The organism is Micromonospora sp. NPDC092111, assembly GCF_044755745.1.
Lineage (GTDB): Bacteria > Actinomycetota > Actinomycetes > Mycobacteriales > Micromonosporaceae > Micromonospora.
The window spans coordinates 14,519-31,424 of the sequence record NZ_JBIVRQ010000030.1; the positions used below are offsets into that span (position 1 = coordinate 14,519).

A 16,906-nucleotide genomic window follows, 5' to 3' on the forward strand; every position below is an offset into this window, starting at 1 on the left:
TCGCCATTCGTAATCATCACTGTCCGCAATGACGATCTCCGTCGGATGACCTCAACGACGGTTAAGTCTGCGCTAATTGCAGACCGCACGGTTGACGGCCCGCAGCCCGACGGCAATCATGTTGTTCACTGGATTCCCGGCCCCCGCAAATGTCGGATCTGGTGGTTGTCCGCTGTTTCGACGCGGTTGCCCGCGAGGTGGAAGCCCTCCGCGCAATTCCTATCGACTCAGTCGGGATATCCGCCGCAGGCAGACAGGAGCACACCCGTGAACGGGAACGACGAAGCTCCCGCGCCAACCCGGTCCAGGCCGGTGTCGCACGGTGCTGAGCTGCACGGACAGCTCGCCCTCCAGGGCGGCACACCGATCCGGCGCATCCCCTGGCCCACCTACGACAAGGGTGCCGTCTACGTCAGCCGCGAGGACGAGGAAGCGGCGATGCGGGCTATCCGCAGCCATCTCTACTTCCGCTACGACCACCGGCGTGAGTCGGAAACGGAGTGCGGGCAGTTCGAGGCCGAATTGTGCCACTATTTCGGCACCCGGCACGCACTCGCGGTTTCCAGCGGCACCGCCGCGCTCGCGCTGGCCATCATGGGTGCCGCCGTTCCGCCGGGGTCATTGGTGGCCTGCCCCGGATTCACTTTCGTCGCCACCCCGAGCGCCATTGTGCTGGCCGGTTGCCGACCATTCCTGGTCGAGGTCGACGACGACCTGCGGATGGACCTCGACGACCTGCGCCGCCGCTGGCAGCCCGAGATCAGGGCGATCCTGGTGGTCCACATGCGCGGCTTCGCCGCCGACGTGGAGGCGCTGGCCGCCTTCGCCACCGAGATGGGCGTGCCACTGATCGAGGACGCCGTCCCCGCGCTCGGTGCCGAACTGCACGGCCGCAAGCTCGGCACGTTCGGCACGGCGGGCGCGTTCAGCACCCAGTCCGACAAGGCGCTCAACTGCGGCGAGGGCGGCTTCCTGGTCACCGACGACAGCACCCTGTTCGCCCGCGCGGTGGCCCTCTCCGGGGCGTACGAGGGTCGGCTGCGCCGGCACTTCCCCGACGGCGAACCACCGCTGACCGGGCTGGACCTGCCCCTGCTCAGCCTGCGGATGGACGAGATCCGCGCGGCCCTGCTGCGCGCCGAGCTGACCCGGCTGCCGCAGCGGCTGGCGCTGTTCCACCGCAACTACGTCCAGGTCAGCGGCGCGCTGGCCGACCTGCCCGGCATCGCGATCCGCAATCCGGTCGCGCCGGGGGCGTACCTCGGCGAGGCGTTCGTGTTCCGGGTGCCCGGCGGCGACGCCGGCTGGTTCGCCCGGGCGCTGCGCGCCGAGGGCATCGACGCCCGCAACATCGGCGCCGACGACGACCTCAACGTGCGCGCCTTCTGGAACTGGCGGTTCATGTACGACGACACCGACCCGGCGCGGATCCGGGCCGAGCTGCCGCGTACCGCCCGGCTGCTCGCCGAGACGGTCGACGTGCCGCTGTCGTCGAGCCTGACCCCCGACGACTGCGACGAGTTGGTCCGGGCGGTCCGCAAGGTGGCCGCCGCGATGGCCCCGACTCCGGTCGGGGCGCAACCGGTGCGCTCATGACCACGGCCGCCACCCGGGACACCGGCGTCCCACGCCTGGCCATGGTGGGGATCTTCGGTGGCCTGTTCGCCGGCTACCTGGGCCTCACCGCCGTCATCCCGGTGCTCCCGGCCTTCCTGCGGGACCGGCACGGCGCCGGGGACTTCACCGTCGGCCTGGTGGTCACCGTGACGGCGGTGACGGCGCTGCTGGTCCGCCCGGTCGCCGGGGCGCTGGCCGACCGGTACGGCCACCGCACGGTGATGCTGGCCGGCGCGCTGGTCGTCGCGGCCGGCGGTCTGCTCTACCTGCTGCCACTGAGCGTGCCGGCGCTGGTGGCGGTGCGGCTGCTGCTCGGCGCCGGGGAGGCCGCCCTGTTCACCGCCGGGGCGGTGTGGACGGTGGCACTGGCCCCGCACCACCGGCGCGGCCAGCTCATCGGCCTGTACGGGGTGAGCATGTGGGGCGGCATCTCCGCCGGGACGTTCCTCGGCGCCACCCTGCAACAGGTCTCCTTCCCGGCGGTGTGGGCACTCAGCGCCGTCGCGCCGCTGGTCGCAGCCGGGCTGGTCGCCATGGTGCCGACGCCGCCCCGGACCGCACCGTCGGGCGGGGGCGGTGGTGGGCTGCTGCTACGCCCGGCGCTGCTGCCCGGGATCGCGCTCACCTTCGGCGCCGCCGGCTACGCCGGGCTCGCCGCGTTCGTGGTGCTGCACCTCGACGCCCGCGAGATCGGCCACGGCGTGGTGGTGCTGAGCTGCTTCAGCGCCGTCTACGCCGGTACCCGCCTGGTCATCGGGCACCTGCCGGACCGGCTCGGCCCGCGCCGGGTGGCCGCCTGGTGCGGGGTCGGCGAGGCGGTCGGCCTGGCCACCATCGCCGTCGCCCCGAACCTGCCGGTCGCGGTCCTCGGCAGCCTGGTCATGGGCGTCGGCTTCTCGCTGCTGCACCCGTCGCTGGCGCTGATGGTGATGAACCATGCCGACCCGGCGCGGCAGGGCGCGGCGATCGGCGCGTACACGTCCTTCTGGGATCTCGGGCTCGCGGTCTGGGGGCCGGTCACCGGCCTGGTCGCCGCCGGCTTCGGCTACCCGGCGGTCTTCGCCGCCGGCGCGGCCTGCGCGCTGGTCGCGGCCGGGCTGGCGGTACGGATCGGCCGCCCGGCCACCGCACCGACGGAGGTACGCACCGCATGAGCGACCCGCTGACCGTCCTCTGTATCACCGGCTGGTGCCGCAACGGCAGCACCATCATCGGCAACGTCCTCAACCAGGTGCCCGGCTTCTTCCACGTCGGTGAGCTGCACTTCCTGTGGAAGAACGCCACCGGCCGGGGGGTGAACGACCGGTGCGGCTGCGGCGCCCCGCTGACCCGGTGCCCGCTCTGGTCGACGGTGCTGCCGCTGGGCCGCCCCGAGGGCACCTCCCCGGACGCGCACGCCGAGGAGGTGATCCGGCGGCAGTGGTCGCGGGTCCGCACCCGGCACACCTGGCGGGTGCTGCGGCGCGGCCTGCACGACGACGAGATCCGCGCGCACGCCGACCTGATGGGCCGGGTCTACCACGGCATCGCCGAACGCACCGGCGCCCGGGTCGTGGTGGACACCACCAAGATCCCCGGCGAGGCGGCGCTGCTGCCGTACCTGCCCGGTGTGCTGCCGTACTACGTGCACCTGGTCCGCGACCCCCGGGCCGTCGCCCACTCGTGGCGGCAGCCGAAGGAGTACGTCTACGCGATGTCCGCCGCCCGTAGCACCGCCTACTGGCACGGCTTCAACCTCGCCTCCGCCGCGATCACCCGCCGGCACCCGGACCGGTCCCTGTTCCTGCGGTACGAGCAGTTCACCGCCGACCCGGCCGGCACGGTCGACGCGCTGCTGCGGCTCTGCGGGGCCGACCCGGCCGGCAACCCGGTCCACGGCCGCACCGTCGAGCTGCACACCAACCACACGGTCACCGGCAACCCGGACCGGTTCCGCACCGGCCCGACCGTGATCCGCGACCGGGACGACGGCTGGCGGCGCACGTTGTCGACCCGGCGCCGGCTGGCCGCCACCGCGCTGGCCTGGCCACTGTTCGGCCGCTACGGCTACCGGTCCGCTGGTGCCCCGGACGGGTCCGCTCCGCCGTCGACGGCACCCGGCACCGGGTACTCCCCGGGTGGCCGGGGCGACGACACCGGCCGGGCACCGACCGGGCCGACCGGCGCGGACCCGGGCAGCGCCGGCACGGCCGGCGGGCCGACGGGCGGGGACGGCGGCGGCGGACGGCCCGACGAACAACCGGGGGTCGGCACCCCACGAGACAGCGGGAGGTAACGGCGTGGATCTGGGGCTCAAGGGGCGGGTCGCCCTCGTCGCGGGTGGTTCCAGCGGCATCGGGCTGGCCTGCGCGAAGGAGTTCGCCGCGGAGGGCGCGCACGTGGCGATCTGCGGGCGCGACCCCGACCGGCTCGCCGCCGCCGAACGGGAGCTGACGGCGCTGGCCACCGGCCGGGTCAGCGCGACCAGCGTGGACCTCACCGACACCGACGCGGCCCGCCGCTGGGTCGACGGGGTCGCCACCGACCTGGGCGGGGCGCACGTCCTGCTGGCCAGCGGGGGCAGCCCGCCGGTCGGCACCGCCACCGGCTTCGACGTGGCCGACTACCGGTCCGCCGTGGACCGGGTGCTGCTGCCGGCGGTGGCGCTGGCCACGGCCGCGCTGCCGCACCTGCGGGCCGCCGGCTGGGGACGGCTGCTCTTCGTGGCGTCCGAGACCGCCTGCGTGCCGATCGGCCCGCTGGTGCTGTCCGGGGTGACCCGGGCGGCGCTGGTCCGGTTCGCCCAGGGCCTCGCCGTCGACGTCGGCACCGACGGGATCACCGTCAACGTGCTGGCCCCCGGCGGGGTGCGCACCCCGCCGATGGAACGCGCCGCCGCCCGGCTCGCCACCGACGGCGACGTCGAGGGCCGGCTCCGGGCGATGGGGCACCACAGCGCCCTGGGCCGGCTGGCCCGCCCGGACGAAGTGGCCGCGGTGGCCGCCTTCCTGGCCAGCGAACGGGCCTCGTTCGTCACCGCCGGGGTGCACCTGATCGACGGCGGGGCCGGCGCGACCGGCCCGGAGCTGCCCCACCTGACCGGGGTCCGCAAGGACACCTACGCCTGACGCTCTCCCCCGCGTACGAAGGAGTACCCCCATGTCCACGACCAGTCAGTTCACCGAGCGGGACGTCTCCGAGTTCTTCGACCAGACCACCCAGACGTACCTCAGCTTCTGGGACAGCGAGGGCGTGCTGCACACCGGCTACTTCACCGACGACGCCGACACCGACTACCAGGCGGCGGCCGACCGGACCTCCGACATCCTCGCCGCCGACGCCGGCATCGACGCCTCGTCGACGGTGCTCGACGTGGGCTGCGGCTGCGGCAACTTCCTGCTGCGGCTGGCCGAACGCACCGGCTGCCGGGGCGAGGGGCTGGACCTGAGCATCGAGCGGGTCCGGTTCGCCCAGGGCAAGCTCGCCGGGCGGGGGGACGGGCCGCCGATCATCTTCCGGCACGGTTCGGCCACCGCCCTGCCGTACGACGACGGCAGCTTCAGCCACGTGGTCAGCCAGGACGCGCTCTTCCTGGTGCCCGACAAGCCGCGCAGCCACGCGGAGATGTTCCGGGTGCTCGCCCCCGGCGGGACGCTGGCCGTCTCCGACTTCCTGCAACCCACCCCGCAGATCGGCGAGGCGGCCCGGCGGCACGTCTACGACCGGGTCCGGTGGAACGGCGGCTACTCGCTGGACGACTACCGGGCGGCGCTGACGGCGGCCGGGTTCGAGGTGACCGTCGCCCGCAGCCTGGACGCCCACATCCGGCAGACGTACCGGGTGCTGGGCGAGACCGCCCGGCAGCGGGCCGCCGCCACCGACGACGAGGCGGCCCGGCAGTGGATCCTGGGCTTCGCCGCCTCCTGCGACGAGATCCAGGCCGCGATCGACCGGGGCGAGTTCGGCTGGGGCATGTTCGTCGCCCGCAAACCGGCCTGACCCGCGAACCGGCCCGACCAGGAGGGGAAGTCATGCAGCGCACCGACACCGTCAAGCGGACGATCGCCGAGGTCGTCGCCGACCGGAAGACCCAGATGTCGCCCGGCGGGCTGTTCGTCGAGGCGTTCGCCACAGACGGCTTCGACACCGGCGTCGACTACGACGTCACCATCACCGACTCGCTGACCAGTTCCCGGCGCAAGCCCCGCTACCCGTCGCGGAACATGCTCAAGGTGGTGGACCTGTCCCGGGATCCGCAGGAGTTCTACTGGCACGAGAGCCCACCGCGCCCCGGCGATCCGGCGGTGGACGGCGCGGACCTGCGCCGGGAGGCGGCCAACCACTTCCACCGCTCCCCGGTGCCGCCGTTGCTGACCACCCGGGCCTGGGTGCAGGTCCCCGACGAGCTGTGGGACGACCCGGTCGGCTTCGCACAGTTCATCGACTACCGCCTGGTGGTACGGCTGGCCACCGCCGAGAACCACACCATCCTGCGCGGCGAGGGCGGGCTGCTGAACATGCCGCAGCTCGGCCGGCTCACCGACCCCGGCCCGTTCGCCTCCACCATCCTGGCCGCCTGCAACGAGGTGGAGCAGATGGGCAGCACCGCCGACGGCCTGATCATCAACCCGGCCGACTACTACCGGCTCCTCGGCTCCGGCCGGCTGATGCGCGACGTGGAGGAGAACGGGGTGTTCATCGTCCGGACCCGGCTGGTCGACCCGGGCACCGCGATCGTCGGCGACTTCGGCCACGGCGCGGTCCTCTTCGACGCCGGCCGCTCGACGATCCGGTTCGCCGAGCCGCCGCCGGGCACCTTCGCCGAACCGGGTCGGGCGCTCTGCGCCGAGATCTGGGAACGGGTCGTGGTCAACCTGCCCACCTGCTTCTTCGTCGTCACCCTGTAGCGGGGGGCGCAATGTCGACGACGCCCGACCCGGGCGAGCTGCCCGGGCGGGCCGACCCCGACGTCCTGGTCGTCGGCGCGGGGGTGGCCGGCCTGTTCTGCGCCTGGTTCCTGCGCCGGGCCGGGCTGACGGTGACCGTGGTGGACCGGGGCGAGGTCGGCGACCCGGCCGCCTGCTCGTCGGGGAACACCGGCTTCGTCGGCACCCAGGGCGCCGCACCGCTGGCCGAGCCGGGGGTGCCGGCGAAGGGGCTGCGCTGGCTGCTGAACCCGGAGAGCCCGTTCCACGTCCGGCCCCGACTCGACCGGGAGCTGCTGGCCTGGCTGTGGCACTTCCGCCGGTACTGCACCGAGCGGCACGCGCGGGCCGGCTTCGAGGTGCTGCTGGATCTCAAGCAGCGCAGCCTGGCCGTCCTGCGGGAGGTCTGCGCGCAGGACGAGCTGGCCGGCACCCTCACCGTCCGCGGCATGCTGCTGGCCTGCAAGACCCCCGAGGGGTACGCGCAGGCGCGGGCGACGGTGCCGGCGGCGGTGGCCCGGGGCGTGCCGCTGCGGACCCTCGCCCCGGGGGAGCTGGCCCGGCTGGCGCCGGGGGTCGAGTTCGCCGTCGCCGGGGCGCTGCTCAACGAGGAGGGCGCCGCCCTGCGCATCCCGGCGTTCCTGCTCGCGTTCGCCCGGTTGCTGCGCGCCGCCGGCGTGGAGATCCTCACCGGCACCGAGGTACGCGGCTTCGAGGTGGCCGACCGGCGGGTCCGCGCGGTCCGCACCAGCCGTGGCGACCTGCGGCCGGCCGAGGTGGTGATCGCCGCCGGGGTGTGGTCGGTGGCCTGCGCCCGGGAACTGGACGTCGGGCTGATGCTGCAACCGGCCAAGGGGTACGCGGTGACCGTGGCCGCCGGGCCGGGCGCGCCGACGCTGCCGGTGCTGCTCAGCGAGGGGAAGGTGGCGGTCATGCCGTTGGGCGACCGGATCCGGCTCGGCGGGACGCTGGAGCTGTCCGGCCTGGACAGCGCCGTCTCACCGCGCCGGGTCGAGGGGATCCTGCGCACCGTGCGGTCGTACCTGCCGGGGCTGGACACCGGCGGCCGGGTGGAGGTGTGGAGCGGGTTGCGCCCGTGCACGCCGGACAGCCTGCCGCTGATCGGCCGGGTCGGGTCGTACCGCAACGTCAGCGTCGCCACCGGACACGGGCACATCGGGATGGGGCTCGCGCCCGCCGGGGGCCGGCTGCTCGCCCAGCTCGTCACCGGTGAGCCGCCGGACGTGCCACTGGCGACGTTCGCCGTGGACCGGTACCGCCGGGGGCACCGGTGAGCGCCCCGGCGATCGGGGTGCTCTGCCTGGAGACCACCTTCGACAAGATCCCCGGACACATCCGCAACCCGGCGACCTTCGACTTCCCCGTGGTGTACCGGGTGGTGGAGGGCGCCACCCCGCAGCGGCTGGTCCGCGAGGCCGACCCGACCCTGCTGGACCCGTTCATCCGGGCGGCCCGGGACCTCCAGGCCGCCGGGGTGGCCGCGATCACCGGGGCGTGCGGGTTCCTGGTGCTGTTCCAGGCCGAGCTGGCCGCCGCCGTGCGGGTGCCGCTGCACTCGTCCAGCCTGCTCCAGCTTCCCATGGTGCACCGGATGATCGGTCCGGACCGGACGGTGGGGCTGCTGGTCGCCGACGAGGCGGCTCTCACCCCCCGGCACCTGGCCGCGATCGGCGCGCAGCAGGTGCCGGTCCGGGTGGCCGGGATGGCGGACGCCCCGGAGTTCCGCGAGGTGATGCTGGAGGGCCGACGCGACACCCTCGACGTGGACCGGCTGGCGGCCGAGGTGCTGGACCGGGTCGACGCCCTGGCCGGCCCGGACCTGGGGGCGCTGGTCGTCGAGTGCACCGACCTGGTGCCGTTCGCGCACGCCGTCCAGGCCCGGCTCGGGGTGCCGGTCTTCGACATCGTCACCCTGACCACCATGGTGCACGCCAGCCTGACCCGCCGCCCGTACCCCGACCGCCGGTAACCCGACCGCCCCTGCGGCCGGCGACATCGCCGCAGGTGGCGCAGTGTTCGCGCGTTCAAACTCCGCCGATGTCACGAGTTTCCGACCGGATTCTCACCATCGGTTGATGACTGATCGCACTGTGCGTGACCGCCGCCCGATCGCAGGATTGACGTCAACCGATCAGGCGGCGGAGGCGGACGACATGGATGAACGGTACGACTCGTACTGCGCGGTCGACCCGCTCTTCTACGACTCGTTGTCCGGCGCGAGCGCCACGGTCACCGGCTACGCGCCGGACCGCCCGCAGCCCCCGGGCTGGGAGTCCGAGGTCAAGGACGACTGGCTGGTGCACGCGCCGGTCGGCGGCACCCTGCCGACGCAGGGCTGGAAGATCCACGTGTCGGCCCGGCTGGAGAACGCCGAGCGGGTGCTGGCCCGGGTGATGGACTACTGCCAGCCACGGGGCATCCCGTTCAAGCACCTGCGCGGGCCGCGAATGCTGCTGATGCGCAACAGCAAGTACGCCCGCCGGGGCGGCAGCGGCAAGTTCGTCACCGTCTACCCGCGTGACGACGCCGAACTGGAACTGGCCGCCAAGGAGCTGGCCGCGCTGCTCGACGGCGAGCAGGGGCCGTACGTCCTGAGCGACCTGCGCTACGGCGACGGTCCGGTCTACCTGCGCTACGGCGGCTTCGCCGCCCGCTACTGCCTGTCCCCGGAGGGGCAGGTGGTGCCGGCCATCGAGGACCCGACCGGCACCCTGGTGCCGGACCGCCGTGACCCGGTGTTCCACCTGCCCGAATGGGTCACCCTGCCCGACTTCCTCGCCCCGCACCTGGCCGCCCGCAACGCCGCCAGCACCACCGCGCTGCCCTACCGGATCGAGAAGGTCGTGCACTTCTCCAACGGCGGCGGCCTGTACGAGGCCCGGGACACCCGCACCGGGGCCCGGGTGGTGTTGAAGGAGGCCCGCCCGTACGCCGGCCTGGACGCCACCGGGGCGGACGCGGTCACCCGGCTGCGGCGGGAGGGCGCGGTGCTGCGCCAGCTCGCGGACGTGCCGCACCTGGCGCGGGTGCACGACGAGTTCAGCTTCGGCGGGCACGAGTTCCTGGCCCTGGCGTTCGTCGAGGGCCGCCCGCTCAACCAACTGGTGGTGGAGCGCTACCCGCTGGTGCACCCGGACGCCGACCGGGCCGCCTACACCCGCTGGGCGCTCGACGTGCACCGGCAGGTGACCGAGGCGGTCGAGGCCATCCACGCGCACGGTGTGGTCTACGGCGACCTGCACATGTTCAACATCATGGTCGGCGCGGACGGCACCGCCACACTGATCGACTTCGAGGTCGCCGCGCCCGCCGCCGAGGCGGGCCGGCCGGCGCTGCGCAACCAGGCGTTCGCCGCGCCCCGCGACCGCACCGGCCCGGACGTCGACCGGTACGCCCTGGCCTGCCTGCGGCTGGCCCTCTTCCTGCCGCTGACCGCGATGCTGCGGCTGGCCCCGGCGAAGGCGGCGCACCTGGCCGAGGTGGTGGCCGCGCACTTCCCGGTCGACCGGGCCCTGCTCGACGAGACCGTCGCGGTGATCGTCGGCGACCCGCCGGTCAGCCCGACGGTGAGCGTCGGCGACCCGCCGACCGGCCGGCCGGTGAGCAGCGACGACCCGCCGGCCGGCCGGGTCGGAACGACCGCCCGGTCGACCGGGACGCCGGCGCTGGACCCCGACGTGGTCCGGGTCGACCCGGAGGACTGGCCCGCGCTGCGCGACCGGCTCGCCGACGCGATCGCCGCCAGCGCCACCCCGCACCGCGACGACCGGCTCTTCCCCGGCGACATCCGGCAGTTCAGCGGCAGCGACGGCGGGCTGAACATCGCCCACGGCGCGGCCGGGGTGCTCTGGGCGTTACGGGCCAGCGGCGTCCGCACCGAGCCCGCCCACGAGCGGTGGCTGATCGACCGGGTCCGCGAACCGGCCGCCGGCAGCAGACTCGGCTTCTTCGACGGGCTGCACGGGGTGGCGTACGTGCTGGACCTGCTCGGGCACCACGCCGAGGCGCGCCGGCTGCTCGACCGCTGCCTGGACGAGCCCTGGACGGAACTGGGCAACGACCTGGTGGGCGGCCTGCCCGGCATCGCGCTGAACCTGGCCCACTTCGCCGAGGTCACCGGCGAGTCCCGCTACGCCGGCGCCGCCCGGCGGGCGGTCGACCTGGTCGTCGACCGACTCGGCGACGTCGACCGGGTGGCCGAGGTCAGCGGCGGCCGGCACCCGTACGCCGGGTTGATGCGCGGCGGTGCGGGGGCGGCGCTGATGCTCCTGCGCGGCTACGAGCGGGAGCCCGACGAGGCCCTGCTCGATCACGCCGCCACCGCGCTACGCCAGGACCTGCGCCGGTGCGTACGCCGCGACGCCGGGCACCTGGAGGTCAACGAGGGCTGGCGGACCATGCCGTACCTCGCCGAGGGCAGTATCGGGGTGGGCCTGGTGCTCGACCAGTACCTGCGCCACCGCCCCGACGAGACGTTGCGCGGCCAGGCCGACGCGATCCGCCGCTGCGCCGACTTCCTGTTCTACGCCCAGTCCGGCCTCTTCGCCGGCCGGGCCGGCATCGTGGCCTACCTGGCCGGACGGGACGAGCACGACGCGGCCCGGCGGCAGGCCCGGCTGCTGGGCTGGCACGCCCTGCCGTACCGCAACGGCACCGCCTTCCCCGGCGACCAGTTGCTGCGGCTCGCCATGGACCTGGCCACCGGCACCGCCGGCGTGCTGGCCGCGGTGGCGGCCACCCGACCCGCGGACCCGGTCCGGCTGCCGTTCCTGGCCCGGCGGCCCGACACCCCCGCCGACACCACCCCGGCCGGCTGACGGCCCACCCGCTCCCCGGGGGTCACCCCGGGGCCGACCGACCCGACGTCGAGGAAAGGAGGAAAGACATGGCACTGCTCGACCTCCAGGGAATGGAGCTGCCGGCCGCCGAGCGCACCGGCGGTGGCAGCCAGGCCAGCCTGCTGCTCTGCGGCGACAGCTCGCTGAGCGTCACCACCTGCAAGTGAGGTGGCGGTCATCGACCCGATGACCACGCCACCGGACCGACGCGGTCCACCACCGGAGAAAGTCCGTACCGACAGAAAGAGGTAAGACGATGGCTCTGCTCGACCTCCAGGGAATGGAACTGCCGGCCGCCGAGCGCACCGGCGGTGGCAGCCAGGCCAGCCTGCTGCTCTGCGGCGACAGCTCGCTGAGCGTCACCACCTGCCACTGACGACCGGTACGCGCGGCCCCGGACCGGCCTCCACCGGTCCGGGGCCGCGCGGCGTGGGGAGGTGCGATGACGCCAGCCGACCGACTCCTGCTGCACGCCGTACGCTCGGCCGGCTGGTGGACCCCGGTGCTGGCCGTGGTCACCGTGACCGGGACGGCGGCCGAACTGGTCCTGCCGGCCGCCCTGGGCCGGGCCGTCGACGCCGCCGTCGGCACCGCGCCACAGGCGTCCCCCGGCCGGTGGCTAGCCGCCGTCGTCGCGTTGATCGCGATCCTGGTCGTCGCCGGCGCCGTCCGGGACTACGGCACCGGCGCGGCCACCGCACGGTCGGTCGCCGACCTGCGGCACACGCTGGTCCGGCACCTGTTCGCCCTCGACCCGAGGACCGTGGCCCGCCGCCCGGTGGGCGACCTGGCGGGCCGGGTGGTGGGTCAGGTCGCCGACGCCGGCCAGGCCGCCCCGACGGTGGTGACGGCCGCCACCGTGGCGCTCCCGCCGCTGGGCAGCCTGGTGGCCCTCACCCTGATCGACCCCTGGCTCGGCGTCACCTTCGTGCTCGGGGTGCTGCTGCTCGGCCTGCTGCTGCGCGGCTTCGTCGCCGACGCCTCGGCCGCGGTCGCCGGCTACCAGCAGGCCCAGGGTGAGCTCGCCGGCCGACTGGTGGAGACGCTGGCCGGGGCGCGGACCATCGCCGCCGCCGGCACCGTGGACCGGGAGGTCGCGCGGGTGCTGACCCCGGTCGCGGCGCTGCACCGGCACGGCGCGCGGACCTGGACGGTGCTGGCCGGGGCGGCGACCCGGGGCGCGGTACTCAACCCGCTGCTCCAGGTGGCGGTCGTCGCCGTCGGCGGGGTGTCGCTGGCCGCCGGTCGGCTGACCCCCGGGGAGTTGCTGGCCGCCATCCAGTACGCCGCGCTCGGCGCCGGCCTGGGCACCGTGGTGGCCGCCCTGCACACCGCCGTCCGGGTACGCGCGGGCTGCCGGCGCGCGGCCGACGTGCTCGCCGAGCCCGCCCGGCGGTACGGCACCACGCACCTGCCACCCGGGCCCGGCACGCTGGAGCTGCGCGGGGTGGCCGTGCGGGGCGACGACGGCCGGCCCCTGCTCGACCGGGTCGACCTGCGGGTGCCCGGCGGGGCGCTGCTGGTCGTCGTCGGGTCGTCCGGGGCCGGCAAGTCCCTGCTCGCCGCCGTCGCCGGTCGGCTGCGCGACCCGGACGACGGCGAGGTGCTCCTGGACGGCGTGCCCCTGCCGGAGCTGGCCCCGGCCGCCCTGCACGCGGCGGTGGGCTACGGATTCGAACGGCCGGTGCTGGTCGGCGACACGGTGGGCGCCGCCGTCGGGGCCGGCGCGGACCCGGTGCCGCTGGCCCACGCGGCGGCCATCCACGACTTCGTCGAGCGGCTGCCCGACCGGTACCGCACCCCGCTGGCCGAGGTGGCCATGTCGGGTGGCGAACGGCAGCGGCTGGGCCTGGCCCGGGCGTTGCGCGCCGAACGGCTGCTGATCCTCGACGACGCCACGTCCAGCCTGGACACCGCCACCGAGTACCAGGTGACCCGGGCGTTGACGGGGCCGGGCGACCGGCGTACCCGGGTGGTGGTCAGCCACCGGGTCGGCCTGGCCGCCCGGGCGGACCTGGTGGCCTGGGTGGCCGGCGGGCGGGTCCGCGCGGTCGGCCCGCACCCGGCGCTCTGGGCCGACCCCGACTACCGGGAGGTGTTCCGGTCGTGAACACGGTCGCCGGGGTGACCCGGGCCGCGCTGCGGGCACGCCGGCCGCAGTTGTGGCGGCTGGCCGGCTGGTCGGCGGCCGAGGCGGTGCCGGCGGCGCTGTCCGGGCTGCTCACCGCGCGGGCCGTCGACGACGGTTTCCTGGCGGGCCGTCCGGGGACCGGGCTGCTCTGGCTGGGCCTGCTGGTACTCGCGGTGCTCGTCGGCGCGGCCGGCACCAACCGGGCGTACGCCCTGCTCGGCGACGTGGTGGAACCGTTCCGCGACGACCTGCTGCGGCGGGTGGTGCGGGGCGCGGTGGCCGGCGCGGCCGGCGGCCGGGCCGACGACGCGGCGGTGGCCCGGCTCACCCACCAGGTGGAGATGGTGCGGGACACCTACGCGGGGCTGCTGATGGTGGTACGCGGCTTCCTGTTCGCCCTCGGCGCCGCCGTGCTCGGCCTGTTCTCGCTGGCCGCGCCGGTCGCCCTGGTGGTGGCGGTGCCGGTGCTGGCCGGCCTCGGCCTGTTCGCCGCGGCCCTGCCGGTGATGGTCGCCCGGCAACGGGAGTACGTGCTGGCCGACGAGCGGCTCGGCCGGGCCGTGGTCACCGCGGTGACCGGCCACCGCGACGTCACCGCCAGCGGTGCCCGGGACCGGGTCACCCGGTGGGTCGGGGCGTCCGTCGACACCCAGGCGCGGGTGGAGCGGCGGTTGGCAACGATGGCCGCCACCCGTGGTCTGAGCCTGGCGATCGGCGGGTGGCTGCCGTTGCCGGTGGTGCTGCTGGCCGCCCCGTGGCTGGTCCGGCAGGGGCTGGGGCCGGGGGCGGTGCTCGGGGCCCTGGTCTACGTGACGCGCGGTGTGCAGCCGGCCCTGCGCAGCCTGGTGCAGGGCGTCGCCGCCGGTGGTCTCCGCTTCGCCGTCACCCTGGACCGGCTGCTGCGCGCGGCCGGTCCGGCGACCGCCGTGCCGCCCGTCGCCCGGGTGCCGCGCCCCGCGCCGGGACCGGCCGCGCCGGCCCTGTCCCTGCGCGGGGTGACCTTCCGGTACGGCCCGCACGCCGACCCGGTGCTCGACGGCCTCGACCTCGACGTGCCGGTCGGGGACCACCTGGTGATCGTGGGCGCGAGCGGGATCGGCAAGTCCACCCTGGCGGGGCTGATCGCCGGGGTGCTGCGCCCGCAGTCCGGCACGGTCCGCGTCGGTGGGCTGCCGGTGGCCGGGGCCACGCCCATCGAGCTGGCCGACCGTCGGGTGCTCATCCCGCAGGAGGCGTACGTCTTCACCGGCACGCTCCGGGAGAACCTGACCTACCTGTCCACCGGCCTGCCGGACGACGCGGTGGACCGGGCGGCGGCCCGGCTGGGCCTGACCGGCCTGCTGGCCCGCCTCGGCGGCCACGACGCGGTGCTCCGCCCGGCGGACCTGTCGGCCGGGGAACGCCAGCAGTTGGCGCTGCTGCGGGCCTGGCTCTCCCCCGCCCCGCTGATGATCCTCGACGAGGCGACCTGCCACCTGGACCCGGCCACCGAGGCGCGCCTGGAGGGGTCGTTCGCCGCGCGGCCGGGCACCCTGGTGGTCATCGCCCACCGGGTCAGCTCGGCGCTGCGCGCCCGCCGGGTGCTGCTGCTCGACGGAGGTACGGCGGCGCTGGACACCCATCCGGGGCTGCTGGCCCGCTCGGCGGCCTACCGCGCCCTCGTCGGCTACGGGGCGGCGCGGACGGAGCCGGTCACAGCCAGCCCGACTCCCGGGCGATCCGCACCGCTTCCCAGCGGGTCCGGGCACCGGTCTTCGCCATGATCCGGGAGAGGTGGTTGCGCACCGTCCCGGCCGACAGCACCAGCCGCTCCGCGATCTCCTGGACCGGGTGTCCTTCGGCGACCACGTCGAGCACCTCCCGCTCGCGGTTGGTCAGCGGGCTGTCCGCGACCTCCAGGGCGGCGACCACCAGGTCGGGGTCGAGGACCAGCCGGCCCTCGGCGAGCTGACGCACCCCCTGGACGATCCGACCGGGCGGCACGTCCCGGCTGAGGAACCCGACCCGGTGGCCGTGTTCGGCGAGCAGCGGGCCGAGCCGACCGGCCCGCCGCTGCTCGACCAGGATCAGCAGCCGGCCGACGTACCCGTCACCGTCGGTGCCGTCGGCCGGGTCGACGGCGGTCAGGTGGGCCAGCTCCGCCACGGTCACCAGGTCGAACTCCACCACGGCGACATCGGGCCGCTCGGCCCGCACCGCCGCCCGCAACTGGTGCGGGGTGTCCGCCTCCCCGACGACGTCGATGTCGTGCTCGGCGGAGAGTAGCTGGGCGAGCGCGCCCCGCACCAGCCCGCCCTGGAGGGCGAGCAGCGTTCGGACCATGACGACTCCTGGCATCGACCCCGTGTTGACAACATGTGCGCAGTCGATGACGCACGGTTGAAAATCTTATTGAAGTCGTAACTGGTCCGACACCCCCTATCGGGTGCCGTCAGATCCAGCCGGCATCCTGGGCGCGCTGGACGGCCTCCCAGCGGTTGCGGGCGCCGGTCTTGCGCAGCACGGCCGACAGGTGGTTGCGGACGGTGCCGGGCGCCAGGTGCAGCTCGGCGGCGATCTCCCTGGTCCGCAGGCCCCGGAGGGCCGCGGCGGCCACCCCGCGTTCCCGCTCGTTGAGCGGGTTCACCGCGGCGTCGAGCGCGGCCAGCGCGGTCACCGGGTCGATCATCCGTTGCCCCTGGGCGACCGCCCGCAACTGGTCGACCAGCTCCTGCGGCGGCACGTCCTTGGCGATGATGCCGCGCACCCGGGCCCCGAGCGCCCGGCGCAGCACCCGCGCGGTACGTCGGGAGGTCAGCACCACCACGGCGCACTCCGGCATCCGCGCGTGCAACCGTCCGGTCAGGACAGCGGGATCGTCCACCGTGTCCAGGTCGACCAGCACCACGTGCGGACGCCGGGTGGCGACCTGGTCCACGAAATGCTGGTCGGAGTCGCTCTCGCCGACCAGTTCGAAGCCGGGTGCGGCGGCCAGGACCGCCGACACGACGGTACGCAGCAGACCCAGCCGGCCGACCACCAGCACCCGGATCGCCGGCCGGGTGCTGTCCACCGGCGCGAGCGGAGCCGGCCCCAAATGCTTCTCCTCCGGTAGCTCGTCCATCCGTCATTTCTCCCCGGAGGACAGCCGGTCCACTCACGACTGTCGGAATGGCGACGACACCGATTACCCCTGCTGCCCCGGTGGTTCGTAGCCCGCAAAAGTGGCCTGATCGGACGCTGATCCTCGCCGGGATCCCCGAAACACCGCCGGGTCCCGGTCCCGGGGTGGTGGAAATGCAGTAGGCCCCACCCCTGACAAGGGGTGGGCCTACTGGAATGTTTGTCCGGCGGTGTCCTACTCTCCCACACCCTCCCGAGTGCAGTACCATCGGCGCTGGAGGGCTTAGCTTCCG

The 16,906-nt window shown here is 74.8% G+C and carries 15 protein-coding genes; 13 read left to right on the forward strand and 2 right to left on the reverse strand.

From position 1 onward, the window contains the following. The first annotated feature begins 312 nt into the window (after positions 1 to 312). The 13 genes from ACIQG9_RS29110 (at position 313) to ACIQG9_RS29170 (ending at position 15,274) form a co-directional block, all read left to right on the forward strand. The gene (locus tag ACIQG9_RS29110; RefSeq protein WP_400408364.1) at positions 313 to 1,596 is read left to right on the forward strand and encodes a DegT/DnrJ/EryC1/StrS family aminotransferase; all 1,284 of its coding nucleotides are present in this window, start codon (positions 313 to 315) and stop codon (positions 1,594 to 1,596) included. Further along, a complete protein-coding gene (locus ACIQG9_RS29115; RefSeq protein ID WP_400408365.1) occupies positions 1,593 to 2,771 on the forward strand; it encodes an MFS transporter in 1,179 nt (392 codons plus the stop codon). The genes ACIQG9_RS29110 and ACIQG9_RS29115 overlap by 4 nt, the downstream gene beginning before the upstream one ends. Then, complete coding sequence (locus tag ACIQG9_RS29120; RefSeq protein ID WP_400408367.1) at positions 2,768 to 3,892, forward strand: sulfotransferase; 1,125 nt, start codon at positions 2,768 to 2,770, stop codon at positions 3,890 to 3,892. Before ACIQG9_RS29115 ends, ACIQG9_RS29120 begins: the two co-directional genes overlap by 4 nt. 4 nt (positions 3,893 to 3,896) lie before the next feature. After that, on the forward strand, positions 3,897 to 4,724 hold the full coding sequence (locus tag ACIQG9_RS29125) for an SDR family NAD(P)-dependent oxidoreductase (protein ID WP_400408369.1): 828 nt from the start codon (positions 3,897 to 3,899) through the stop codon (positions 4,722 to 4,724). A gap of 31 nt (positions 4,725 to 4,755) precedes the next feature. Continuing rightward, positions 4,756 to 5,595 carry a class I SAM-dependent methyltransferase gene (locus tag ACIQG9_RS29130; RefSeq protein ID WP_400408371.1) on the forward strand — a complete coding sequence of 280 codons (840 nt, stop codon included), beginning with the start codon at positions 4,756 to 4,758 and terminating at the stop codon, positions 5,593 to 5,595. 32 nt (positions 5,596 to 5,627) lie between these two features. After that, positions 5,628 to 6,503, forward strand: a complete 876-nt coding sequence (locus ACIQG9_RS29135) for a family 3 encapsulin nanocompartment shell protein (RefSeq protein WP_400408373.1) — start codon at positions 5,628 to 5,630, stop codon at positions 6,501 to 6,503. 11 nt (positions 6,504 to 6,514) lie between these two features. After that, entirely contained in the window at positions 6,515 to 7,816 is a 1,302-nt protein-coding gene (locus ACIQG9_RS29140; RefSeq protein ID WP_400408375.1) for an NAD(P)/FAD-dependent oxidoreductase, read from the forward strand. Beyond that, positions 7,813 to 8,511 (forward strand): aspartate/glutamate racemase family protein, encoded by a 699-nt coding sequence (locus ACIQG9_RS29145; RefSeq protein WP_400408377.1) that lies wholly within the window; start codon positions 7,813 to 7,815, stop codon positions 8,509 to 8,511. Before ACIQG9_RS29140 ends, ACIQG9_RS29145 begins: the two co-directional genes overlap by 4 nt. Before the next feature lie 184 nt (positions 8,512 to 8,695). Next, positions 8,696 to 11,359: a class III lanthionine synthetase LanKC gene (gene lanKC, locus ACIQG9_RS29150; protein ID WP_400408378.1), complete on the forward strand. Its 2,664-nt coding sequence runs from the start codon at positions 8,696 to 8,698 to the stop codon at positions 11,357 to 11,359. A 68-nt stretch (positions 11,360 to 11,427) separates the two neighbouring features. Further along, a complete protein-coding gene (locus ACIQG9_RS29155) occupies positions 11,428 to 11,547 on the forward strand; it encodes a SapB/AmfS family lanthipeptide (protein WP_088974649.1) in 120 nt (39 codons plus the stop codon). 89 nt (positions 11,548 to 11,636) lie between these two features. After that, complete coding sequence (locus tag ACIQG9_RS29160) at positions 11,637 to 11,756, forward strand: SapB/AmfS family lanthipeptide (protein WP_091302793.1); 120 nt, start codon at positions 11,637 to 11,639, stop codon at positions 11,754 to 11,756. A 66-nt stretch (positions 11,757 to 11,822) separates the two neighbouring features. Continuing rightward, a complete protein-coding gene (locus ACIQG9_RS29165) occupies positions 11,823 to 13,490 on the forward strand; it encodes an ABC transporter ATP-binding protein (protein ID WP_400408381.1) in 1,668 nt (555 codons plus the stop codon). Beyond that, complete coding sequence (locus tag ACIQG9_RS29170) at positions 13,487 to 15,274, forward strand: ATP-binding cassette domain-containing protein (protein WP_400408383.1); 1,788 nt, start codon at positions 13,487 to 13,489, stop codon at positions 15,272 to 15,274. The genes ACIQG9_RS29165 and ACIQG9_RS29170 overlap by 4 nt, the downstream gene beginning before the upstream one ends. Here ACIQG9_RS29170 and ACIQG9_RS29175 read toward each other — a convergent pair. Both ACIQG9_RS29175 and ACIQG9_RS29180 read right to left on the reverse strand, forming a co-directional pair. Beyond that, positions 15,204 to 15,833, reverse strand: a complete 630-nt coding sequence (locus ACIQG9_RS29175) for a response regulator transcription factor (RefSeq protein ID WP_400408385.1) — start codon at positions 15,831 to 15,833, stop codon at positions 15,204 to 15,206. The two genes, ACIQG9_RS29170 and ACIQG9_RS29175, sit on opposite strands and share 71 nt — an antisense overlap. 109 nt (positions 15,834 to 15,942) lie before the next feature. Then, positions 15,943 to 16,614, reverse strand: a complete 672-nt coding sequence (locus ACIQG9_RS29180) for a response regulator transcription factor (RefSeq protein ID WP_400408387.1) — start codon at positions 16,612 to 16,614, stop codon at positions 15,943 to 15,945. Positions 16,615 to 16,906 lie beyond the last annotated feature (292 nt).